The organism is Nostoc sp. FACHB-280 (assembly GCF_014697615.1).
Lineage (GTDB): Bacteria > Cyanobacteriota > Cyanobacteriia > Cyanobacteriales > Nostocaceae > Nostoc_B.
On the sequence record NZ_JACJSD010000029.1, the window covers coordinates 19,024 to 43,617 of the forward strand.

At 38.2% G+C, this 24,594-nt stretch carries 21 protein-coding genes; 16 read left to right on the top strand and 5 right to left on the bottom strand.

Features of this window, described 5'->3' with window-relative positions:
- Positions 1-229: 229 nt before the first annotated feature.
- Positions 230-970 (bottom strand): pentapeptide repeat-containing protein, encoded by a 741-nt coding sequence (locus tag H6G75_RS20090; RefSeq protein WP_190981758.1) that lies wholly within the window; start codon positions 968-970, stop codon positions 230-232.
- 533 nt (positions 971-1,503) lie between these two features.
- Between H6G75_RS20090 and H6G75_RS20095 the strand changes: the two genes are divergently transcribed.
- From H6G75_RS20095 to H6G75_RS20150, 12 genes are all read left to right on the top strand, one after another.
- The gene (locus H6G75_RS20095; RefSeq protein WP_242051589.1) at positions 1,504-1,833 is read left to right on the top strand and encodes a hypothetical protein; all 330 of its coding nucleotides are present in this window, start codon (positions 1,504-1,506) and stop codon (positions 1,831-1,833) included.
- A 246-nt stretch (positions 1,834-2,079) separates the two neighbouring features.
- Positions 2,080-2,634 (top strand): hypothetical protein, encoded by a 555-nt coding sequence (locus H6G75_RS20100; RefSeq protein WP_190981759.1) that lies wholly within the window; start codon positions 2,080-2,082, stop codon positions 2,632-2,634.
- A gap of 861 nt (positions 2,635-3,495) precedes the next feature.
- A complete protein-coding gene (locus H6G75_RS20105; RefSeq protein ID WP_190981760.1) occupies positions 3,496-3,651 on the top strand; it encodes a microviridin/marinostatin family tricyclic proteinase inhibitor in 156 nt (51 codons plus the stop codon).
- A gap of 90 nt (positions 3,652-3,741) precedes the next feature.
- Positions 3,742-3,885: a microviridin/marinostatin family tricyclic proteinase inhibitor gene (locus H6G75_RS20110; RefSeq protein WP_190981761.1), complete on the top strand. Its 144-nt coding sequence runs from the start codon at positions 3,742-3,744 to the stop codon at positions 3,883-3,885.
- A 92-nt stretch (positions 3,886-3,977) separates the two neighbouring features.
- Positions 3,978-4,121 (top strand): microviridin/marinostatin family tricyclic proteinase inhibitor, encoded by a 144-nt coding sequence (locus tag H6G75_RS20115; protein WP_190981762.1) that lies wholly within the window; start codon positions 3,978-3,980, stop codon positions 4,119-4,121.
- Positions 4,122-4,320: 199 nt separating this feature from the next.
- Positions 4,321-5,310 carry an MvdC family ATP-grasp ribosomal peptide maturase gene (locus H6G75_RS20120; protein ID WP_190981763.1) on the top strand — a complete coding sequence of 330 codons (990 nt, stop codon included), beginning with the start codon at positions 4,321-4,323 and terminating at the stop codon, positions 5,308-5,310.
- A gap of 73 nt (positions 5,311-5,383) precedes the next feature.
- On the top strand, positions 5,384-6,358 hold the full coding sequence (locus H6G75_RS20125) for an MvdD family ATP-grasp ribosomal peptide maturase (RefSeq protein WP_190981764.1): 975 nt from the start codon (positions 5,384-5,386) through the stop codon (positions 6,356-6,358).
- A 402-nt stretch (positions 6,359-6,760) separates the two neighbouring features.
- Positions 6,761-8,806 carry a patatin-like phospholipase family protein gene (locus H6G75_RS20130; protein ID WP_190981765.1) on the top strand — a complete coding sequence of 682 codons (2,046 nt, stop codon included), beginning with the start codon at positions 6,761-6,763 and terminating at the stop codon, positions 8,804-8,806.
- A gap of 90 nt (positions 8,807-8,896) precedes the next feature.
- A complete protein-coding gene (locus H6G75_RS20135) occupies positions 8,897-9,301 on the top strand; it encodes a hypothetical protein (RefSeq protein ID WP_190981766.1) in 405 nt (134 codons plus the stop codon).
- Positions 9,302-9,416: 115 nt separating this feature from the next.
- Positions 9,417-11,432: an ABC transporter ATP-binding protein/permease gene (locus H6G75_RS20140; protein WP_190981767.1), complete on the top strand. Its 2,016-nt coding sequence runs from the start codon at positions 9,417-9,419 to the stop codon at positions 11,430-11,432.
- Positions 11,433-11,506: 74 nt separating this feature from the next.
- On the top strand, positions 11,507-12,049 hold the full coding sequence (locus H6G75_RS20145) for a GNAT family N-acetyltransferase (RefSeq protein WP_190981768.1): 543 nt from the start codon (positions 11,507-11,509) through the stop codon (positions 12,047-12,049).
- Between the two features lie 82 nt (positions 12,050-12,131).
- Positions 12,132-13,814 carry a GUN4 domain-containing protein gene (locus H6G75_RS20150; RefSeq protein ID WP_190981769.1) on the top strand — a complete coding sequence of 561 codons (1,683 nt, stop codon included), beginning with the start codon at positions 12,132-12,134 and terminating at the stop codon, positions 13,812-13,814.
- A gap of 48 nt (positions 13,815-13,862) precedes the next feature.
- Here H6G75_RS20150 and H6G75_RS20155 read toward each other — a convergent pair whose 3' ends face one another.
- On the bottom strand, positions 13,863-15,983 hold the full coding sequence (locus tag H6G75_RS20155; RefSeq protein WP_190981770.1) for a serine/threonine-protein kinase: 2,121 nt from the start codon (positions 15,981-15,983) through the stop codon (positions 13,863-13,865).
- 108 nt (positions 15,984-16,091) lie between these two features.
- Positions 16,092-17,777, bottom strand: coding sequence for a serine/threonine-protein kinase (locus H6G75_RS20160; RefSeq protein WP_190981771.1), 1,686 nt, complete (start codon positions 17,775-17,777; stop codon positions 16,092-16,094).
- 505 nt (positions 17,778-18,282) lie between these two features.
- Between H6G75_RS20160 and H6G75_RS20165 the strand changes: the two genes are divergently transcribed.
- Together H6G75_RS20165 and H6G75_RS20170 are read left to right on the top strand one after the other, a co-directional pair.
- Positions 18,283-19,827: a phenylacetate--CoA ligase family protein gene (locus tag H6G75_RS20165; RefSeq protein WP_190981772.1), complete on the top strand. Its 1,545-nt coding sequence runs from the start codon at positions 18,283-18,285 to the stop codon at positions 19,825-19,827.
- A 138-nt stretch (positions 19,828-19,965) separates the two neighbouring features.
- Positions 19,966-20,604 carry a TetR/AcrR family transcriptional regulator gene (locus H6G75_RS20170; RefSeq protein ID WP_190981773.1) on the top strand — a complete coding sequence of 213 codons (639 nt, stop codon included), beginning with the start codon at positions 19,966-19,968 and terminating at the stop codon, positions 20,602-20,604.
- On the opposite strand, the gene H6G75_RS20175 is transcribed toward H6G75_RS20170, so the two are convergent.
- Both H6G75_RS20175 and H6G75_RS20180 read right to left on the bottom strand, forming a co-directional pair.
- Positions 20,601-21,038, bottom strand: coding sequence for a hypothetical protein (locus H6G75_RS20175; protein WP_190981774.1), 438 nt, complete (start codon positions 21,036-21,038; stop codon positions 20,601-20,603). The two genes, H6G75_RS20170 and H6G75_RS20175, sit on opposite strands and share 4 nt — an antisense overlap.
- A 13-nt stretch (positions 21,039-21,051) precedes the next feature.
- Positions 21,052-22,017 (bottom strand): hypothetical protein, encoded by a 966-nt coding sequence (locus H6G75_RS20180; RefSeq protein WP_190981775.1) that lies wholly within the window; start codon positions 22,015-22,017, stop codon positions 21,052-21,054.
- Positions 22,018-22,434: 417 nt separating this feature from the next.
- Between H6G75_RS20180 and H6G75_RS20185 the strand changes: the two genes are divergently transcribed.
- On the top strand, positions 22,435-22,749 hold the full coding sequence (locus H6G75_RS20185) for a DUF6825 family protein (RefSeq protein WP_190589789.1): 315 nt from the start codon (positions 22,435-22,437) through the stop codon (positions 22,747-22,749).
- A gap of 154 nt (positions 22,750-22,903) precedes the next feature.
- Positions 22,904-24,589: an AarF/ABC1/UbiB kinase family protein gene (locus H6G75_RS20190; RefSeq protein ID WP_190981776.1), complete on the top strand. Its 1,686-nt coding sequence runs from the start codon at positions 22,904-22,906 to the stop codon at positions 24,587-24,589.
- The last annotated feature ends 5 nt before the right edge of the window (positions 24,590-24,594 follow it).

Below are 24,594 nucleotides of genomic sequence, written 5' to 3' on the forward strand. Positions count from 1 at the left end.
TAACATTTCGCTCAAGGTTTGAATATGAAATTACGGATTTTTATTGATATTACTTTTATGCTTAAAGTTGTCTTTGTAATGATATTGTGACAACCACAGAGATAATCTTGAATATTCGCGGACAATTTAGTAGTTTTTCACCCTGATTCTGTGCCAGTACTCAGACTTGTACTGCCAGAAATTAATAATAATGTTGCGGAATCTGTTCTATTTTCATTAGAAATTGTGTCTATCCGGAAAATTTTGCTTCTCGGAAATTAGCTCCATCAAGGATGGCATCTTGGAGATTAGTTTGAGACAAATTAGCGAGATAAAAGTTTGCTTTGACCAAATTTGCTTTTGCTAGGTTTGCCCCAGACAAGTTAGCAGAACTAATAATTGCTTCCGAAAGGTTTGCACCAGCTAAGTTAGCCTGGGATAAGTTAGCAGCACAGAGAATTGCCCCACTGAGATTTGCACCCGCCAGATTCACTCCTGATAAATTAGCTTGGTAGAGATTCACACCTGCAAGGTTTCCACCACTGAGATTTGCTCCTCTTAAGTCTGTATAGCTTAAGTCGAGTTGTTCCGATGCTAAAGATTTTTGGGTGTCTGTTTTTGTGAGTACCTTCAAAGAAGCCTGAATATCTGGATGAATGTTTGGTGATGACTGACTCTTAACTTCCTGGTGTGTTTTATACAGAGAGTTTTGGCGCACAAAAGCCGTGAGAACCTCCATAATTTCCCAGTTCTCTTGTCCATGATAATTGGCTAATTTTTCGAGTTCGGCAATTCCCTGTAATCTGACATCTAATTTTTGATGATGTAGCTTATCTACTGCCATTCTCAAACGTTTTTTAATGCTTCGTTGCGAGGTATGCTGCTGTTTGTCTTGGCGGTTAATTATTCCTAATATGATATCGAAAAATAAGTTTTCATTAATTGCATGGTTTTTTTCCGGATGGTTAAAATTGCCGATGTAAGTAAGCATTTTTAAAGATTTCAAAAAGATACTGTTGTGTTTTATTCTCCAAAACCAGTAAAGATTTCGTCATTCGTAAATATAATGATTATTTCAAGCCAATAATTAGAAAATATCACTACGTCTAGAGGCAGAAATACACGTCAATACTTTGAAAATTAGTGGTATTTTTCAGTAAAAATACTTTGTATAATGTTTCTCAGTCTGACCAGAAACAAATACTCTACAAAACTTGTAACTAGAGGTTTACAAGTCTTTATCCATAGTTCACGATTTTTCTATAGCTTACAAGGTGAGAGCTAATTTTCTCGGTAATACCAAAAATTAAGTAATATTTTATACTAAAAATTATGTATCATTATACTTAGTTGCACAGTCATTCAAGCGAGAATAGCATACTTCTCCTTTGTCAGAGTGCGTCTACAAGGCACCCGATTACTTGATACATAAATAATACTTAAGTTTTGTTGGCTTTCTTAATTAAATTACTTAACTGTCCTTAAATGTCTTAACTGTCCTTGCTGATTCACCAAAATCATCAGATGCTGCGATCGCAGCAACGTCAGCAGTTTGCTGTTTATTTGCTGTTGCGAAAGATGAAGCACAATCGCTACAAATATATAACGAGTTCAACAACATCTATAGAATTAACAAACTTTGTTGAAAGCAAGTTAAATGAATACGCTGAAAAGATTGTTAAAGGTGGAGATAAATCTGATGATCTAGCCTTTGGACAAATTAGCTTTTATCTATCTTTGCGTCGAGTGTTAAAAGGTAAGTCCAGTTTGCAAGATGTAGGATTAGTAGACGCAATAAATGACACATTGCAAGAGTTAGGAATTATTGAGGCAGGTAAAACTTTTTATAAGTAGCTTTCTTGCTATATCTAAATAATACCAAGTATTGGTAAAAATTGACATCACATTGACCCCACAAGCTCACTAACATCGCTGTTAAATAGGTAGCTTGTGGGGTTTTTATATATATTCATAGCTACTACAGTTACTCCAATCAACCATTTAAATACAAAATTACTAACTTAAGAGATAGTTTCAAAAAGAGTAAATATATGTTCAGCTTATTAAAATAGATTTAGCCATCATGGAATAGTTTAGTTTATGCTAAAACGCAGCTTTTTTGTTGGGCTATTGATGTCACTTTTGACATTTATCAGTATTAGTAATATACCAACTGCTGCACTGTCAAGTAACTCTTTTCCTCAGACTTGGCAAGGTACATGGAGTGGTACATTATATGATCGCACTGTATCAGGAAAATCTCACACTGTACCGATGAAGCTGCGGATTAAACTCATTTCGCAAGATCCCATCCGCTACACTTGGCAAATCACCTATGGCACAGGAAGCGAAAAGCAGGTACGTAATTATGAATTAGTTGCTAAAAATCAAAGTACTGGACACTTTGCTATTGATGAAAAAGATGGAACTGTTATTGATACTTGGTGGTTAGGAGAAAAACTCTACAGTCAATTTAGAGTTGAAAATCTGCTACTGAGTACACAGTGTCAACTACAAGATAACCAGCTACGCTATGAACTTGTGGTTTATCAGTCTCTCTCAGAACTAGAGCCGAATTCTACAGAAAAATCGACTTTTGAGAGCTATCAACTGCGTTCTATTCAGTCTGCAACTCTAGCACCTGTAAAAGATTGACACAGAAATAAGAAGTATTTTTAGAGTGGCTCGTAATTAAAGAGTAATATTTGGATGTGGAGTTTTTTTCAGCAATTCAACATCCGTTTTATATAATCACAGGACTCACGCACAAAAATTTTCTGTGGAGACTGGGTGTAAGGGTTAAAGGGTGTGGGGTGTAAGAGTTTTGGACACATACACCCCTATACCCATAAACCCTTATACCCTTCCCAAAACCCTTGGTTTTTCGTCTCACTGCGTAAATCCTAAATCATACTAAATACGCATAAAACACCTTGTTATTCTGGAGTCGGAGTAAATGGGCGTTGTTTGTATAATTAATACCAATTCTGTATGAATATGCACTGAATTAAATAACGAACCACATAGACGCGGTAGCGGCTTCCCGCAGGGTAGGGCGCAAAGAACACAAAGAAAAAAGAGATATGAAGATTAAATGCAGACTCACATAGAATTGGTATAAGTCTTCCAGTCTTTGGATAAATGAGGATTTATCACAACGTGTTTCGTATCAGTTCTGAATTATGGATGATAGATTATAGCAATCCTAAATGAATAAGAAACATCTCTGCCTTGTCTACCGTTTCCGCCTTGTCTCCCTTGCCTCATTTGTTCACATATCAAATAGGATTGCTATATCAATATTCTGGGTTAAAAAATAAAATCAAATTTTATATTAATAATCATTAAATAATATTGTTTAACTGTCTTAAGTGTCTGCTGTACTGCCTTAAATGTCTTAACTGTCTTGAAATACTTAACATATTTAATGCTTAATTGTCTTAACTGTCCTTGCATAGATATTAAATTACTGATATACCTTTAATTGCAAAAATAATTTCCTTCAAGGAAATCACCATGTCTACAAACACAATTCAAAAAGTGGGTGTGGGAGTGGTACCATTCTTTGCACGTTTCTTGGAAGCGCAAGCGGCAGAAGGAGAAGGAGAAGGTACAGACATTCCTTCTTGGCCTTGGACTTTCAAGTTCCCTTCAGATGCAGAAGACACTTAATTCTAGTCTTCTAAACCTGGAGTGACGGGAGTAGTTTGTTATTAAATAACTGCTAATTCTGAATAAAAACTAACATCAAGGAATAATACCATGTCTACCAACACAAACAAACCAGCAAATGTAGAAGCAATTCCATTTTTTGCTCGCTTTTTAGAAGAGCAAGCTGCTGAACAAGCAGATAATGCTCCTTACGGACAAACTCTCAAGTATCCTTCTGACTGGGAAGAGTACTAAATCCAGCTCCCCCTGATTAGCAATTAAGGGAGTAGCTGTTATTGAATAAACAGTTACTCCTGAATAAAAACAAATATCACAGGAATAATACCATGTCTACCAACACAAACAAACCAGCAAACGTAGAAGCAATTCCCTTCTTTGCTCGCTTTTTAGAAGAGCAAGCTGCTGAACAAGCAGATAATGCTCCTTTCCCACAAACTCTCAAGTATCCTTCTGACTGGGAAGAGTACTAAATCTCTAGTTAGCTTCGTTGTTATTTAATAACTGAAACCTACTCTTGTCTGAGTGATCGCTTCCATATTCAATTATCCCAAATATGGATGCGATCGCCTTTAGAACTCTGACTTATTGATAGTTAAGTTCTATAGCAAAAAATCTGTTCGATATTTCTTAAATACCTACTTTACTCATAATTCTAAAAGAGCATATTTTATGCACCTATCTGGTGATGTTGTTTTATTAATTACCCATAGTGGAGACTTTTTCACAATAGATAGAGTGGCAGAAGCCTTAACAAAAAAAGGGGCGCAACCATTTCGTCTAGATACTGACAAATTTCCTTTAGAAGTGCAATTAACAGCACAATTTGACAAGTTTAAAAGTTACCACACCATAGAATATGGCAATCAATTGATCAGCACAGAACAGGTGCAAGCTGTGTGGATGCGTCGGATTTGGGAACCAAACCTCAGTCCAGAATTAGCGCCTAAGTTCCGCGAAGCTTGCCTGAGAGAATCAAAAGCAACTTTAGATGGTTTTTGGGATAGCCTTAAACAAGCTCGTTGGGTAGATGATTTGCAACGGATAGATTATGCCAACAACAAGCTGCGCCAACTGCGAATCGCCTCAGAAGTAGGTTTTGTAATTCCTAAAACCCTTGTGACAAACAAAGCCGAAGCCGCTAGAGAGTTTTTTGGACAAGTTAATGGCAAAATGGTGAGCAAGCTGTTAACTGCGCTTTCTCGTAGTATGCAGGCTAACTCTTCCTTCTTTCTTTACACCAGCGTTGTCAAAGAAGAAGACTTACAAGATGCTGAGTCTCTGCGCTACTGCCCAATGGTTTTTCAAGAACAAATACCCAAACAACAGGAATTACGGGTAGTCTATGTGAATGGCGAGGTGTTTGTCGGGGCGCTGAATGCAGATGTGTATGCAGCCGCCAAAGCTGACTGGCGTAAACCCGGTGTAGATGTTGGTGCATGGCAACACCATGAACTTCCTGATGAAATAGTTCGTCGTTTGCAAACCTTTATGGGGAAATTAGGGCTATTGTTTGGCTCGTTTGATTTTATCCTCACTCCGTCAGGGGAATACGTGTTTTTGGAAGTCAATCCTACTGGCGAGTGGGGAATGTTAGAGAAGGATTTAGACTTACCCATTGCCAATGCGATCGCAAATGCACTATTGCAAACCGACAAATAATCTAGCAAGACTTCATACTTCAGACTAGTTTGCGGCAAGCCCGTCAAAGCGTCTACACACTTCATACTTATTTATGACAGCATTAATAGTTACCTTTAGCAACGACAACGAAAGCATTCCTTTAGTTATCAAAGAAATTGAAGCTAGAGGCGAAAAAGCATTTCGGTTTGATACAGACAGATTTCCCACTGAAGTCAAGTTAGATATTTACTCTGGTGATAGTGAAAGAGTCATCATTACTGATGGTGAACAGCAGCTTGATTTCAGCGAAGTTTCTTCCGTTTGGTATCGGCGGATGCGCTATGGGCATAAAATCCCCAATTCAATGGACAAGCAATATCGAGATGCGTCCATTCAGGAATGTCGCGTCACTGTCAGAGGTATGATTGCCAGCCTCCAGGGATTTCATTTAGATAAAATGTTCAATGTGGATCGGGCGAATAATAAACAGTTGCAATTGCAAACTGCACAAAAAATTGGCTTGTTAACTCCCCGTACTCTCAGCACAAATAATCCCGCAGCCGTCAAACAATTTGCCCAAGAATGTCCCCAAGGTATTGTCACCAAAATGCTGTCTTCCTTTGCTATTTATGATCAGCAAGGGCGAGAAAACGTTGTGTTTACCACTCCAGTAACAGCTGATGATCTGGAGAATATGGAAGGGCTACGTTTTTGTCCGATGACTTTTCAAGAAAATGTACCAAAGGCGCTAGAGTTGCGGACAACTATTGTAGGACATCGGGTATTCACCGCCGCAGTCGATTCACAAAGCTTAGAAGGTTCTACCTTTGATTGGCGTAAAGAAGGTCAAGCCTTAGCTAAGAATTGGCAACCCTACGACTTGCCGGAAGACATTGAGAAAAAGCTACTCACCTTGATGGCTGAGTTTGGCTTAAACTATGGCGCAATTGATATTATCGTCACCCCAGATGGTCGTTATGTATTCCTCGAAGTTAATCCAGTCGGGGAATTTTTTTGGATGGAGATATATTCACCTTATTATCCAATTTCTCAGGCGATCGCAGAAATTTTAGTCACTCAAAAATAAGCTAGAAAGCCAAATATTCGGGATTTGTGGTTTAGTCTAGTAACCAAATCTCAAATCCTCAATCTTCATATTAATTATTTGTTAAATAAAATTTTTGAACTACGTAAGACCAATTCTATGTGAGTCTGCATTTAATGCTCATATCTCTTCTTTCTTTGTGTTCTTTGCGCCCTTTGTGGTTCGTTCTTTAATTCAGTGCATCTTCATCCAGAATTGGTATAAGACCATTGTGACTTGCTCAAAATGATATGTACATTATTTTTATTGAAAAAATATAGACATAGATAAAATTGTCACCAATTAATATATTATTAGTTTAATTACCAAATTAATTATTCAAAAATTACTATTTAAATTTACTCCTTTAATGACGAATTAATTTTATTTGGAGATTAAAATGCTGTGATCAAGAGAGTACAGACGCAAACAGTTTTAACATTTGATGGGGTAGATGATTACATAGATTTTGGCAGAAATGACCTCGGTGGTGTTTTTGCTCAAGGAAGTTCAGCTTTCACGGTTTCAGGCTGGATAAACCCTCATAAATTAACCAATAAAGCGACGAGTTACGGAACACGCAATGTATTTTTAGCTCGTTCTTCAGAGCGATATAGTGATAACTTTGAATTTGGTATTAGTGAAACAGGAAGCCTAGATATTTATATTGATGAAACCGTTACTAAAGGAATCAAAACCTTTGGTCAAGGGGAGTTAACTATAGGAGCATGGCACTTTTTTGCTATTGTTTTTAATCAGGGACAAATTACAGTCCATCTGGATGAACAAGAATACACTGATTCCTTAAGAGGTACAGCTTTAAACAAAGCAACTAGTCCTTTAACTCTTGGTGCGACCTTACACAAACGTATATATTTTGCTGGGCAATTAGCTAATATTAGCATCTGGAATTATCCCTGCACCTCAGAACAAATCCATGTTCATCGTTGTGGACTAATAGTAGGAGATGAACCAGGATTAATGGCTTATTGGAAATTAGATGAAGGTGAAGGGAAGACAGTCAAAAGTCAAACTGTTACCGACTCCCAAGGAAATTTGCGTGGTAATCCTATTTGGGATGTTGTACAAATTCCCTTTGCAGATCCATCATCACCACCAGATGAAATTGCAGTTGAAACAATAACTACTACTGAAGAAGAGATTTCACCAATCACGACAAATTTATTAGCAGCAACGGTCTCTTTAACTAACCAAGAAGAAGCAACACCAATTAATAATCAAGAATCAGATATTCTGCTCAATCTAGTAACACTCCCGCTACGAGTTACAGAACCAACACAAGAATCTACTAGTCAACGTGAAGTTGAAGATAATGTTCAACCTTCAGAGGTACCAACATTAGTTCAAAATCAAGCACCAGAAACTATGGAAACTACAGCCAAATCCAAATATAAAATACTGTCTATTGATGGAGGTGGTATTCGTGGGATTATTCCAGCACTTTTGTTAGCAGAAATTGAAAGGCGGACACAAAAACCCATATTCAATTTATTTGATTTAATTGCTGGTACTTCGAGTGGAGGGATTTTAGCCCTCGGACTCACAAAACCTCGCTTAAATTCCGAAGCATCTGAAGAGTTATCTGCGGAATACACGGCTGAGGATTTGCTGCAACTATTTATTGAGTATGGTGTAGAAATATTTTATGAGCCATTTTTTGAAAGAATACTAGGGCCAATAGAAGATATATTTCTTCAACCAAAATATCCTTCAACCAGCAAAGAAGCAATTTTAAGACAATATTTTGGCACTGCATCTCTTGAAAATAATCTGAAAGAAGTTTTTGTCACTAGTTACGATATTGAACAGCGAGTTCCCATATTTTTTACCAATCAATCACAAAAAGAACAGATAGAATCTAAAAATTTTCGTAATTTGTGTAGAGGGTTTTCGCTATTAGATGTAGCATTAGCCACTAGTGCTACCCCCACTTATTTTGCTCCCCATCGGATTCCAACTTCCCACAATACTAGCGGCTTTTACACTTTAGTTGATGGTGGAGTTTTTGCTAATAATCCAGCCCATTTAGCTATTATAGAAGCACAAATTAGTAGTAAAAAAGAAGCAAACAGAATCCTCAATCCCGAAGATATCTTAGTAGTTTCTTTAGGTACAGGTTCCTTGACGAGTGTCTACCCTTATAACGAAGTCAAAAACTGGGGACTCTTGCAATGGGGCAGACCTCTTTTAAATATTGTGTTTGATAGTGGTAGTGAAGTGGTATCTGGAGAATTAGAAAGGTTGTTTGAACATAGCCATCAAGAAGCTAAAAGTTCTTACTATCGATTTCAACCATTTTTAGATGAGGAACTAGAAGCAATAGATAATATCAAACTTCCAAATACTCGGAAGCTACAAGCTGTAGCCCATCAATTGATTGCTGAAAATAGCCAACAAATTGATGAATTATGTAGTCTGTTGTTGGCATAAATTCAAATTAATGATTTCTGTTTTAAAGAAGTCATTAATAATTCTCTGATTCATGTTTTCACCTAATATACAAGGATATCGGTAAGTACAATGGATGAACTGGTCAAAAAAATTGCTGGTTTAGGGCTTCCTGGCATATTGTTCGTGATTGCAACAGCCGCATCTGGTGGTAGTGTCGCCGCAGTTGTCGCTTTACTTTCATCTTTGGGCGGGCCTTTGGGACTGTTGGGAGGTCTAGGTCTGTTGGGATTAGTAGGTGTTTTGGCAGAATATATTGCTGGCTTTGGAATTGAAAACGTTCTTAAACTCGTATATACAGAACGTAGTAAAACCGAATCTGTGAGATTTCTTCTCAAAGAAATCAATGAATTACCCATTACAGATGAACTCAAAACCAAACTTCAAGAACATCTTAGTCCAGTAGTTGTTACTGACACTCCAGAGGGAGAGGCTCCAAAAACTATCGAAATTGTTGAGGAGGAAGCAACAACGTAGTACAGTTGATGGGGAGCGAAAAACCCTCAATTTTTAAAATTACAAGATGGCCTCTGAGTTTAATTTATTACTCAAAGGCCATTTCAAAATGTCTGGTGTATTTCACTTTTAGAATATGCAAACTTCATCTGTGCGTGAGCAAAATAATATCAATCCTTTTTCTAGTTTGATTCAATTTTGGCAAGATATTAAAATAGTTGCTCAACCCTATTGGTATCCCACAGCAACAGAGGGACGAATATTTTCAGAAGTGATTCGTTCATGGGGAATGCTGATTCTCTTGCTATTACTAATAGTCGGGAGTGTCGGGATAAATGCTGCAAATACTTACTGGAATCGTTATGTAATTGATATTGTTATTGAAGAAAGAAGTCTGGATAAATATAATGATACTTTATGGATATCGAGTTTATTTGTTGTAGCAATTGTTATAGTTGTTACTTTATTAAAGTATGTTACTAAAAAAGTTGCCCTTGATTGGTATACATGGCTAAACAATTATATTTTAGGGAAATATTTTAGCAATCAAGCTTATTATAAAATCAATTTTCAATCTAATATAGATAATCCAGATCAACGCTTATCTCAAGAAATAGAACCGATTACGAAGATTGCTCTGAGATTTTCCACAACTTTTATCGAAAAGACGCTAGAAATGGCAAGTGCTTTGATAATTCTTTGGACTATTTCTGCACAAATTGCCATGTATTTAGTGATTTATACAATTGTGGGTAATTTAATTGCTATTTTTTTAAATCAACAACTGAATAAAATTAATCAAGAGGAAATTCAATTTAAAGCTGACTTGGCTTATTGCTTGACTCATGTGCGGAATCATGCTGAATCAATTGCTTTTTTTCAGGGCGAAACCGAAGAATTAAATATTATTCAACGCCGCTTTAATAATGTTCTTCAAAGTGCAGAACGTCGCTTGAGTTGGGAGCGAGGACAAGATGCTTTTGCTAGAGGGTATCAGGCTGCGATCGGTGTATTTTCGATGTTCATTCTGACACCTTTATTTTTACAAGACAAAATTGATTATGGAGAAATTAATCAAGTTAGTGTAACTTGTTTTATGTTTTCTAATTCTCTGGGAGCATTAATCTCAGAATTTGCTTTGTCTGGGCGTTTTTCTAGTTATGTGAAACGTTTAGCAGAGTTTTCTGATGCCTTAGAAGCTGTTACTCAAAAGCCAAAGGATGTCAGTGTAATTAGAACACTGGAAGAAAGTAGGTTAGCGTTTGAGGATGTGACTTTGCAAACCCCTAATTATGAACAGGTAATTGTGAAAGATTTATCACTTGCCGTTCAGCCAGGGGAAGGGTTATTGATTGTTGGCCCTAGTGGTAGGGGTAAGAGTTCTTTGTTGAGGGCGATCGCAGGTTTGTGGAATGCGGGAACTGGTCGTTTAGTCCGTCCTCCACTCAAAGAAGTCTTGTTTTTACCCCAGCGTCCCTACATTATCTTGGGGACTTTGCGGGAACAGTTGCTTTATCCTCATACAGATCGGAAAATAAGCGATCGCGAACTCGAAGCAATTTTGCAACAAGTTAACCTCCAACACTTGCTGACTCGCGTCAAAGGTTTTGATACAGAAGTTCCTTGGGAAAATATCTTGTCGTTGGGTGAACAACAACGCCTAGCTTTTGCCAGATTATTAATTACACATCCAAGTTTCACCATTTTAGATGAAGCGACAAGTGCTTTAGATTTGCAAAACGAAAGTAATTTATATCAACAATTACAAACAACAAACACAACCTTTATTAGTGTCGGACATCGAGAAAGTCTGTTTAACTACCATCAATGGGTTTTGGAACTTTCAGGAGAATCTACTTGGCGACTGATTTCTATAGAAGATTATCGTCGAGAAAAAGAGACTGGTAAACTATCTGGAACAGAAATAGTTACTATAGATGTTTTGCCTAAGCATGAATTGAAAATACAGCCAGAATTAGCAGTAACGGCAACAATTATAGGATTGTCTCACAAGGAAATGCAAACATTAACAGACTATTCTCTAGCTACTATTAGAAGCAAAGCCAGTCAAGGTAAATCTGTAACTGCTAAAGATGGCAAAATATATTACTACAACAAAGACCCAAAGGTTTTGAAATGGATACTCGATTAAAGATTCTCATACTTCATCATTAAGTACATCAATTGTATTGAACGCAAACACAAACAAAAAATTAGGAATTAACTATGCTGAAACAACTGATTACTCACAGATTAAATTTAGTACCTTTTAACTTAGATGTAGTACAAGTAGCAATCAAAGGAAATGCCGAATTATCATCATTTTTGGATGTGAAAGTTTTACCTGATTGGTATTGGCATGATGATGAGTTTATGAACAATTTCTCTATGATTGCAGATATTTTATCCAAATATCCCTTTCAAAGAGAATGGGGTTGGGGAAGTTTAATCATTCATCAAGCGGATAACACCCTTATTGGCCACGTTATGGTGAAAGTAATTCCTGATAGCACAGGTACACCCACTGGTTCTTTAGAAATTGGCTATTATGTAGCGCCATCATATCGACAACATGGGTACGCATCAGAAGCGACAAAAGCTGTGATTGATTGGGTATTGTCTCAACCCCATATAAAAAATGTAACTGCTGGATGCGATCGCGATAATATAGCTTCTAAGCGAGTGTTAGAAAAAATCGGTATGGAGCTTGTAGAATCACGCCAGAATTGTTTGGTCTGGAAATTATCTAAAACAGCTACTGTGCCGTAATTTTGCCTGGTTTTTTGCATTAAATCTTTAGGTGTTGCAATTGATAAAAGTTTGGGGCTAATTATATTTTTTAGAATCTGTGATGTTAGCTAAAAAGCAGAAAAAATTAATTACTTATGAATCGATTACGATTTATGAAAAAAAATATAAGTTCCCGATTCTAAAAAATCCTAAGTTAAAGAAGGTTCAAAAAAAAATTAAAAAATGTCAAACCTTAATTAAAGAAGGTTATAAATCTCATGGTTACTTGTGGGGATTAATTAAACGTAAACAAGAAATTAGTCAAGTTGAGGTTTTAGCAGAAGTTAAATTATTAATTAGGGATTATACTCAACTGTTAGAGTTTTTGGAAAGTTATAAAGATAGTTATCAAGAATTTTTATTAAAATTTATCGATGATTGGAAGAATTTATTTAACCAAAAATACAGCGAAATTAGAAAAATTAATGAAGAGAGAAATAAGCTAGAAATTAAAAACTTTAAGAATTCCCAAATTCTCGAAAAATTAAAATGGGAGAAAGAAGAAAATTTAAAATCTACTTTACTATTAAGTAATACTAATCTTTTAATTTTAGAAAAAGTTCAATTGCTCAGTGCGGGAATTAAATGTTTAGGAGAAGATACTAAAAATCAGCAGCGAGCTATTCAGCAAATAGCTAAAGATATAGAAATATATCAAGAAATCTATGAATATCAACTCAAAGCGACAAAAATTCGCCAAGAAATTGCCAAAATAGCAGAAACCGCAATTAATTTGGAAAATTCTCTGCAAGATTACTTTAGTCCATTGCAGTCTTTAATAGATGAGGTGGTAAAAGTAGATGCAGATTTTTATGCAACTGTAGGAGAAATTCAAAATTTAGCCAGCAGTAATTTAAATTCTGAAGTAAATTTATTAAAATTCCAAGATAATAATACAATTTCTCATAATATTCTTAATTTATTAGTAGCCAGTTACGAAAAGCAAGATAGGCTGCCAGATGCTTTTTTTCAAGTACAATTATTAGATGCTCAAAGTTACGATTTTAATATCAATCACGATGAAATAACTGTCAATCAAGCGATTTGCTTAATATCTAATTATATGTCTACCCAACTGGTAGCCCAAAAAGAAGCACTGGGGATAGTAGAGATAGAGAGAATTGATACTAGAGCAGAAATTCCGATCGCAAAAATTGATTTACCAGAAGTAGCGCAGGATGATATTAAGTTTAGCCAAGCAGAATTGCAGTTTACAACAACAATTGATTACAGTAAGTTGCAAAGTTTACTAGCAAATTCTAAATGGCAAGAAGCTGATATTGAAACAGCGAAATTAATGTTGCAAGTTATGGGTAAGAGTGATTGGAATGAAGTTTATCGGGAAGATATTTTAAGTTTTTCTTGTCAAGATTTTCATCATATTGATCAACTTTGGCAAAAATACAGTCATGGTTATTTTGGCTTTAGTGTTCAACAAAGTATTTGGGATGAAATTGGTGGACAAGTTGATTATGAAACAGAAAAAAAATTAGGCGATCGCCTGGGGTGGCGAAAAGCAGGAAAATGGTTACAATACGAGCAATTAACTTTTAAATTATCCCCAAATACACCAATGGGACATCTACCAGTTAAATGGTTACACTACGACCAAGATACTGTTAGCATATCTTCTAATTTATCTGTAGAGCCGATGTCAATGGGTGCTTGGCGCGTTGGTTCTTGGTTGGTGTGGCAAATGCACCTATTTTTGACTCGCGTGAAAGTTTGTAACAACAATTGGTGATCAAGTCAGAGACTATTGAGCGAGATATTACTACTTTATCTTTGAAAGTTACTGCTCTGTTCCCACAGGTGTGGGCGTTTCTGTAGGTGTTTCTATTGGTGTGGGCGTTTCTGTGGGTGTTTCTGTAGGTGTGGGTGTCTCTACAGGGATGGGACTTTCCGCAGCGATGGTAAGTTGATAATCGACTGGGGTTGTGGCTGTAGAAACAATCACAAACTCGTAGTATCCTTTTTCGGGTAACTCTGTAGTTAAAGTGCGTTTTGTCGAGTCTTCTAAGAGTTTGAGTTTGCCAGAAGGGGAATAAATTGATAACAAAACTTTGGAATTTGCTTTCAGGTTTAAATCCAAAGTTTGCCCTTTGGCTAGTCCAGCAATGAAGACTTTACCACTTCCTGGTTTGAGAGTTCCATTGACTGTTTCACTTGTTGCGCCTATATCAAAGACAATCTTGGCAAAAGCGTTGCCATTGAGGATAGCATTTAGTTGATCGTTAACAAACCCATGCCAAACTTGACCGATGGGTTCCTTCATAAAATCTCGGCCACGTTGTTCGGGAAAGACGCGGTAAAAAGCTGCATCGCCTAAATCATATAAAGCGCGACTCCCAACGTTAATATTATTTACGGCAGCTTTCCAGCGATCGCGGTCTGTTGCGTTATAATTCCCTAATTGCCGTCGGGATTGGTCAGTGAGAAAGGCAAGTTTACCTAATAATTCATCCGCAGTTTTATCCCAAGTCGCCCGCAAATTTTCATCTTCGGGTTTATTGCTGAGGGTGCGTCCTTGTAAACTCGGATTTCTCCGCCAAAAGATTTGATTCACCAAGTTTATATAAAAGTCTTGATCAATTCCCAGTGCTTGACGGCGATCGCTTAATTTTTCTTTGCGTTGCTTTTCTTCTGGGGAATAATTCTCGGAAGCATCCACAGGTTGAGTCACCGTCGGGGTGGGTGTGGGTTCAACTTTTCCACCATCATTACGATTGCGATTTGTGCCTAACCAAACTACCCCAATCACACTTACTAAAGCTAATGTTGCCACAAAAGTTTTTGTCGGTGTCCAACGGCTTTGGGGTTGGGGTATGGGTGCGGGAGAGGGTGAAATTGGGCGGGGTGGTATGGATTTAATATGAGGAGAAGGGGAGACAGCGACAGTTGCAGATGTTTCTGGCGCTGGTGGTAATGGTGGTTGAGTAACGGCGTAGTTACTTGGTGTTGGGTTTAGGGCTTGCAGAACTTGACTAGCAGATTGATAGCGATCGCTTGGTCGGGGTGCTAACATTTTGTCTAACACCTGTCCTAACATCGGACTCAGACTAACTTCTTGATGCCATTTCCAAGTTAGGGTGTAGTTATCTAATAATTCTTGTGGTTGTTTACCTGTTAATAATACTAATATGGTGACTGCCAACGCATATAAGTCACTGTGGGGAGATACTGCACCAGTTTGCATTTGTTCCGATGGTGCAAAACCGATTTTTCCTAATAAAGTCGGTGCAGGCATTTGACCAGCTGCATCTGGTTGGTAATATTGAGAAGCTACAGTGGCGACTACTTGTTTCACACCACCAAAATCAATTAAGACTGGCAGTTGGTCGGCGGTGCGTAAAATTAAATTATCTGGGGAAATATCTCGATGAATTACACCCAGAGAATGAATATAATCTAAAACTGGTAAAATTTGCTGTAAGAGTTGCCTGACTTCTACTTCTGTAAATCGTAACCCTTGCTGCTTGCGGGTATTTAATAACGAGTTGTAAGTTTGTCCTTCGACATAATCTTGGACTAAAAACAAATATTCCTTACCTTGCAAATTTGTGCGAAACAGTTCCCGAAAGCGGGGAATTTGGGGATGTTGCAATTTGTAGAGAACACTGGCTTCGCGCTGAAACAGTTCTTCGGCTTTTTGCAGCACATAAGCTGTTTGCACTTGGGGAGAAAATTCCTTTAAAACACAAAGTTCACGGAAACGGTTAATATCTTCCGCTAAATAAGTGCGTCCAAACCCACCTTGTCCGAGTTGACGAACAATTACATAGCGATCGCTTAAAGTTAACCCAGGTTGGATACCATAACTTACAGGTATCTCTTGCAAATTTTCACCACACTGGAGACAAAACCGACTACCTGCGGGATTTACATGACCTTTAGAGCAATAAAATTTAGTCATTAGTGCTGAGTGCTGAGTTTTAAGTAATATATTTTCGTTTTATTCCCCCTGCACCTCTGCACCCCTACACCCCTGCTTCCATACTCACTCATCACCCTGACACCTTAACTAATTGTTCGATTGTATTTTACTAACTTTATCAGCCGCGATCGCATACCAAATTTGACCGTAAGTTTGTTGCTGCTGTTTCTCCCGTTGTTTTCCAGGAAATAACTCTTCAAATTTTTGATTGGTTTCTCTGTTCAACTGACTCATTGTATAGTCACCGAACTTTCCACTTCTGGCTTGCTGTCTCCATCTTTCGTAATCTTGTTGAGTATAACTACCCAATTTCCGGCGGGCGGTGGGACTAAGTTCAGCCTGTTCTAGTTTATCCAACAAGTCATCAGCAATTCTCAACCATTCATCACGCAAAGCCTTATCTTCTGATTTTGAGGTGATGGTTCGTCCTTGCATTTCCGGCTTTTGGCTATAAAACAACGAGTCTACCATACGAATAAAGAAGCCTTCGGAAATTTCTAATTCTTGGCGACGCGCCATTACATCCCCGTTTCCTTTATTGCTGACTGGTTGCGCTAGGGGATTCGGTAAAGATGGCATTGTGGGCAAAGAAATTGAAGGTATGCTGATAGATGTGATACCCCGCACTACCGCATTCACCGCCGCCCAAGTTCCCGCCACGGTTAACCCGACTATGGCTGTACCCGCCATACTCACAGCAAAGGGACGCAACCACATAGGTAAAGGTAATTTACGGCTAACAGCTTGAGTTCTTTGATGAATTTTACTGACAATGGCGTTAGCGCGTTTCTGCCCTGGGGCGACGATTTGAGTTTTCAACTTGGTAATATAAGGATTGCTGGGTTGGGTAACAGCAGGCGATGGTAAATCTTTGAGAACTTGTTCGGCTGTTTGATAGCGATCGCTTGGTTTATAAGCCAGCATTTTTTTCAATACCGATTCTAATTTGGGGCTAACTTTAATTTCTTTACCCCAATACCACATCCCTTGATAGCTATCGTATAATTTTTGCGGTTCCTTCCCTGTTAATAATACGAGTATCGTCACCGCTAAAGAATATAAATCACTGCTTAAAAATACTTTTCCTTGACGAATCTGTTCTTCTGGTGCGTAGCCTTTTTTACCTAATAAAGTGTGATTAACAGCTAACTTAGTGAACCAAAAACCCTGGGAAGCTGGTAACTGCTTCACCCCACCAAAATCAATCAATACAGGTAAATGGTCTGAACGTCGCCAAATTAAATTATCGGGTGAAATATCGCGGTGAACAACATCTTTTGAGTGGATGTAGGACAACACAGGTAAAATTTGTTGCAGCAGCAAAATGACTTCTTCTTCACTAAAAGTTTGTCCTTGGGCTTGACGCTGTTCTAATAACTGGCAATAATTTTCACCCTGGATATAATCTTGCACCAAAAAGAAAAAATCTTTACTGCCGATTTGCACCTGTAAAGAAGCATGAAACCGGGGAATTTGTGGGTGCTGGAGTTGCTTCAGCACATTGGCTTCTCTTTCAAATAACTCCTTGGCTTTTTGTAAATCTTGCTGTGCTTGGACTTGGGGTGCAAATTCCTTCAGCACACACATTTGATTCGCTTTTTGTTGATCTTCCGCTAAATAAGTACGTCCAAAACCGCCCTGCCCTAGCTGACGTATAATTTGATAGCGTTGATTAACAATCTGCCCAACCGCAAGCGGTAACGGTTCACCACAAGAGGTACAAAACCGATTACTTTCAAAATTTGCGTGTTGTTTACTGCAATAAACCTGCATGGTGCTGAAGGATAAGGTAGGGTTTTTATAAATTACTACAGCTGAGGTAGTTCTGTTTACGGACAGCTCACCATATACACCAATCTTCTTAAAATAGACTCTATTGGTGGTAAGGGATACTCAGTCAAATCAATAGTAATTGTACTGTCTTGCAATCGCAGAAAACGCCAAACTGTGCCAGTAGTAACAGTTCCATAAATCGTATCTGCAACACATTGTCCTAAACCGCCTTTTCAGAGTCAGGTGGAAATCTTTAGGACTTAAGCAAGAACTCTCTTAAACTCTTAGAACTTCTTGTCCTTTGCGTCCTTTGTGTCCTTTGCGGTTCGTTTTTTCATACTTCTGCGTAAGTCATAATCTTGAATAACTCTTGGCAAACTAAACTGGCTGTACGACATATTAGTTAGTAAAGTTTTTAGCCAACTGAACACTCAGCTTTACTTTGCGTTTACCAGTGCGTTTAAAATCAAATCTAGCTTGATATTCAACGACTGGATATAGATTTATGAACGCTAATTCCCAACAACAGCGCAGCATAAAGGCATTTACGGACTTTATCTCTACTCCTATAGAAACCCTACTACAGAGACATCACAACACTGTTAGTTCACAAATAGTCTTAACATTGTTTCGGGATGTGGCGGCGAATGTGCCAGCATACCAGGCATTTTTAGCCGAAAGAGGCATTAATCCAGCGACAATTCAAAGTTTAGAAGATTTTCAGCAATTACCTGCGATCGCTAAAGAAAATTATATCCAACGTTATCCTCTGCCAGATTTGTGCCGCAATGGACAGTTAGCAGAGTGCGATATGATAGCCGCTTCCTCTGGTTCTACAGGTAAACCCACATTTTGGCCTCGCTTCTTCACCGATGAACTGCAAATAGCCACCCGCTTTGAGCAGATTTTTCATGATAGTTTTTTTGCAGATACTCGACGCACCCTGGCTGTAGTTTGTTTCACCCTAGGAACTTGGGTAGGGGGAATGTTCACGACAAATTGTTGTCGTTATTTGGCGAGTAAAGGTTATCCCATCACCCTTATTACTCCTGGTAACAACAAAGAAGAAATCTTGCGCGTCGTTCAAGAACTAGGGGGAAACTTTGAACAAGTTGTTTTGTTGGGATATCCGCCATTCCTCAAAGATGTTATTGATACTGGTTTAAGTCGTGGTGTGCAGTGGTCACAATATCACATCAAACTAGTTATGGCGGGAGAAGTATTCAGCGAAGAATGGCGCAGTTTAGTTGCTGACAGAATAGGTTCCCAAAACCCTTGTTATGATTTCGCCTCACTTTATGGAACTGCTGATGCTGGGGTGTTGGGAAATGAAACGCCGTTGAGTATTTGCATTCGCCGTTTCTTAGCGAAAAACCCCGACGCTGCTAGAACTTTATTCGGTGAATCTCGTCTACCTACATTAGTCCAATATGACCCCATCAGTCGCTTTTTTGAGGTGCAGAACAACTCATTATTATTTTCTGGTGATAATGGCGTTCCCCTAGTACGTTACGACATCCTCGACACTGGCGGAATTATTACCTACGATGCAATGCTTGAGTTTTTAGCAGAATGGAACTTCAACCCACTAGAAACACTCAGTACTCAAAACTCAGCACTCAGCACTCAGCACTCAGCACTCAAAACCCCCAGAGGAATACACCCCTTACCTTTCGTCTACGTTTTTGGACGCTCTAACTTTACGGTGTCTTATTTTGGTGCCAATATCTATCCCGAAAATGTCTCTGTCGGTTTAGAACAACCCGCAGTACAAGAGTGGGTAACAGGGAAATTCGTCTTGCAAGTCAAAGAAGATGCAGACAAGAACCGATTTTTATCTGTAGTTGTAGAACTCGCACCTGATATTGAAGAAAGTGAAGATAAACGCCAAGCTATCACCGAGTCAATTTTGGTGCAACTTTTACGCCTCAACGGTGAGTTTGCTAATTATGTCCCCCCAGAATATCAAACACCACAGGTAACTTTAACCGCAACAGGCGATCGCGAATATTTCCCCATCGGCGTTAAGCATCGTTACACACGTAGATAGAAATTTCGTAAAGCTTTATTAATCTCAGTAGTATTAGTCTGTTATAACTTTACAAATGTTTGCTAAATATTGTAGTAAGTTGCTTAATCAAACCTTATTTAACCTTAAATATAATGCAAGTAAGTACTTGCAAGCAAAATGACTAAAAACATCCGTTCATCCACTCTCACCCGTACACGTTTAATTACAGCAGCCTCACAGGTATTTGCTAATTTAGGTGTACAAGGCGCAACTACCCGCGAAATAGCTCGCGTTGCTGGCGTGAATGAGGTAACATTATTTCGTCACTTTGCCAGCAAAGAACAACTCCTCAAAGCAGTTATTGAAAATGCTGTAGCACTCCAGTTAGAAGCTTTGGCTCACCCCGAAGCCTGGACACAAAATCTCAGTGTTGATTTGAGACACTATGCCAAACTTTATAACTCAATGTTAGAAGCTCAAGAAGATTTAATTCGTACTTTTATTGGGGAAGCTAAACGTCATCCAGAAGCAGCTAAACAAGTCATTCAAGAAGCTGCTCAACCCTTAAGCGAAAAACTCATTACCTACCTCAAATCTTGTCAGCAAAATGGTACTGTTAGACCGGAACTTGACCCCGCACCAGCAGTTGATATGTTTACGGGAATGCTACTCGCAGCTATGCTCTGTCATAATGCTAAACTCAAATATAAGAGTTATACCAATGATGAATATATTGATACTTGTGTAGATATTTTTGTCCGTGGTATTAGTTTAATCCCTGTGCCAGTTGTTAACTCAGCTAAGATAAATTGCTAAAGCAAAATTCGCCCAGATAATAACCTCCGCACAAAGCCAAACAAACCAATTGCTACATTAATTTGCGTTTGAGTTTTACTGGCTTCATCTATATTCGCCAAAATTTTCTGCATTTCGGCGGCATTATCAGAATTAACTTCAATCACAATTTTATTAATAATGGCGGCTCTTACACTATCAATGGTATATTTACATTCCTGAATTGCTGGTCTTAAGGTATTTACTAAATCCCAATTACTTTTATCTTTAGCTTGCTTTAATTCAAATTGCAGCATAAGTAAAATATCTTCTAATTCATCTTCTGTAGACTGTAATTTCGGTAAATTAATACTATCTTTGGGTTCTGTTTGTAACTGTTGAATAATTGTAGCTAAACTATCTATTGTTTTATTACCAACCACTGCTATAATGTTATTTACAGGCTGATTATTCATAATGATCACCTTGTTAGATTTGGCATTTCAGTTGAGATTTATCAGGTTTTGATTGTCCATTGACAACATCAATAAAAAAACTGCTCAGAGTTTGATCAGATTTAATTTCTTGCTCAACAATATTAATTCTGCCTCTGAGTGAACTGTAATTATTCCCAGTGATATCTGTAGTTAAATTTAAGATTTGGGTAATTCTCGCTGCCACCACATCAAAGCTAAGATGGGGATATTCATCAATGAGTTTGGATAGCCTTTGTCCTTTATCTGCTGCTACTATAAATTTAGCGATCGCTGCTTCTATCAGTTCCTTTTCTTCAACATCCAAACTCTGCCACTGTCTGACTAACACACCGACTTGCTTTTCAATTGCTTGCTTCTCTGCTTCTGATATATTCGCTTGTCTATACGCTTGACGCAGCTTAATTAACTCGGCTCCAATATCTGCTCGTTCAGGATTTTTTGGCTTGGGTGGATTTTCTTGCAAAAGTTTTGCCAAACGCAGCATTTTCACCGTTAAACACCTTGCTGGTCGTGCCGTTTGTGCTACTATCTTGCTACTACCATAATCAATAGCTTCCAGATTGCTAAATATCTCGGCAACTTGATCATATTCTGCTTGTAAATTGTTTAAAGCTGCATCAAATTCTGTTGGTTGCTTTTTTTCTCCTAAAATAATTAAATCTAACTCTTGAAAATTAATACTACCACCATTACTATCATCTTCCAGAATAGGATTATTTAATAATTCCTCAACAATTTTTTCTGGGTCATCCCTGGTAGAATCTCGCAGTTGCAATTGATTAATCTCTCTATATGAATTAATTGCCTCAGCAGCTTGGTTACGAAAGTTTTCCGCCGTAGCTCTGAGGATAGCTCTTCGTTCTGGTGTACAGCTACTCAGAGTCAAACTAATAGCAACAACAATTAAAGTCAAATTACCAACTGTATTTTTTGACAAACAGCAAAATTTGATGGACATAATTATGTAGAAGAAATATGCCAATCTTGAGAAAATAAATTATTTAATATCTGCTACTATAATCTCTGAATTGCTGTAATTTTTAAAACTTAAATAAAATTCAGCATTTTACTTCTCACTGAAGCAGAAAAAATATTTAAAACTCTGAATAAACTAAGAAATGTAAATATATATTTAGCTGTGGAAATGAAAAATTAGCCAATCCAAGCACAACACCATCAAAATAACTAATTTTTTTAGATTTTCTTAATCTAGTGTTTTATAAATAACTAATAAATATATAGTTATATGATTATAATAAAGAATTGTAAATAGTGTAACTTGAAACCTGTAAAATTAACTCCAAACTCTCAGATAGAAGCGGCAAAGCATACGAGCAAGTTATAATTCTCTTGCGGACGAGCGTAACAAAAATTTATGAGTAACCCTCTTTTACAAGCCTTTTTTGTAGGCAGAGCAGTAGCTGAAGTGATTAACGAGCGCCTAGAAGTCGCCTTGACTGATGCGTTAAGTGAGTTAGGTAAATTTGATGCTGAAGCCAGAGAGCAACTGCGTCAGTTTACAGAAGAAGTCACAGCCAGAGCAAATCGGGCAGCAGAGGCGGCTAATGTTGGTCAAACCACAACAGTGGGAGAAGACCCAGTTGATTTGCAAGCCAACATTGACGAACTACGCGCGGAAATTGCCCTATTGCGTAATGAACTCCAGCGATATCGCAGCAGTTCTGTTTAGTTAATGGTCAAGAGTTAATAGTCAAGAGTCAAAATGACGACTGACAAATGACCAATGACGAATGACAAATGACTCTTTAATCAAACACAGTTTAGGAATCAGAGTGTCTTATCTTCCAGTTGATTCAGTGACAAACCAACGGTACGCAAAAGATATGGAACAAAGTTATTCAGACAAAGCATACCGTTGGAATCGTGAAAACTACTCTAGCAAACGCCGTTTTGTGGACATTTGGTCTTTCGTGTTGACCTTTATGTTCAAAGTTTGGCGTTACAACAAATCTTGGAGTTATCCAGGTGGTGTAACAGAGGCCAAACAAGCAGCAAGGCGCAAAGCCCAAGCAATTTGGGTAAGAAATACATTACTAGATTTAGGGCCGACTTTTATTAAAGTTGGGCAGTTGTTTTCAACTCGTGCTGATATTTTTCCGAGTGAATATGTCGAAGAGTTGTCAAAACTGCAAGATAAAGTCCCGGCATTTAGCTATGAGCAAGTAGAAACGATTATTGAGCAAGAATTAGGGAAGAAAATTCCGGAACTTTTTCAAAGTTTTGAACCTATTCCACTAGCGGCTGCGAGTTTAGGACAAGTACACAAAGCTGTGCTGCACAGTGGGGAAGCTGTTGTCGTTAAAGTACAGCGTCCTGGATTAAAAAAGTTATTTGAAATAGATTTACAGATTCTCAAAGGAATTGCGCGTTACTTCCAAAATCATCCCAAATGGGGGAAGGGACGAGACTGGATGGGGATTTATGAAGAATGTTGTCGCATTCTTTGGGAAGAAATTGATTATCTTGGAGAAGGCCGTAACGCTGATACATTTCGCCGCAACTTTCGCGGTTATGACTGGGTGAAAGTGCCTAGAGTTTATTGGCGTTACGCTTCACCACGGGTTCTGACCTTAGAATATTTACCAGGCATTAAAATTAGTCAATATGAAGCTTTAGAAGCTGCGGGTTTAGACCGGAAATTAATTGCGCGTCAAGGCGCTCAAGCTTATTTACATCAATTGCTGAATAATGGCTTTTTCCATGCTGACCCCCATCCAGGTAACATTGCTGTCAGTGCAGAGGGTGGTTTAATCTTCTACGACTTTGGGATGATGGGGCGAATTAAGTCCAATGTTCGAGAAGGACTGATGGAAACCCTGTTTGGCATTGCCCAAAAAGATGGCGATCGCGTAGTAGAATCACTAGTTAATTTAGGAGCGATCGCACCAGTCGATGATATGGGGCCAGTCCGGCGTTCTGTCCAGTATATGCTGGACAATTTCATGGATAAGCCGTTTGAAACACAATCAGTTGCAGCAATTAGTGATGATCTATACGAAATAGCTTATAATCAGCCATTTAGATTTCCTGCAACGTTTACTTTTGTGATGCGAGCTTTTTCCACTCTAGAGGGGGTAGGCAAGGGCTTAGATCCAGAATTTAACTTTATGGAAGTTGCCCAACCTTATGCAATGCAGCTTATGACAAACATGAATGGCGCTGACAGCAACAGCTTTTTAAATGAATTAAGTCGTCAAGCAGTACAGGTAAGTACAACAGCATTTGGACTACCCCGTAGGCTAGAAGATACCCTGGAAAAATTAGAGCGGGGTGATATGCGGGTGCGGGTGCGTTCTATCGAATCAGAACGCCTGTTACGACGACAGGCAAGTATCCAACTTGGAATTAGTTACGCTTTGATAATCAGTGGATTTACTCTGTCAGCTACCATTTTATTGGTGAATCATTATGTATGGTTAGCGGTGGTAGCTGGCTTGATTGCAGCAGCCGTCTCAGTAATCCTGATCCGTTTGCTTCTTCGCCTCGACCGTTATGAACGTATGTATTAAATATT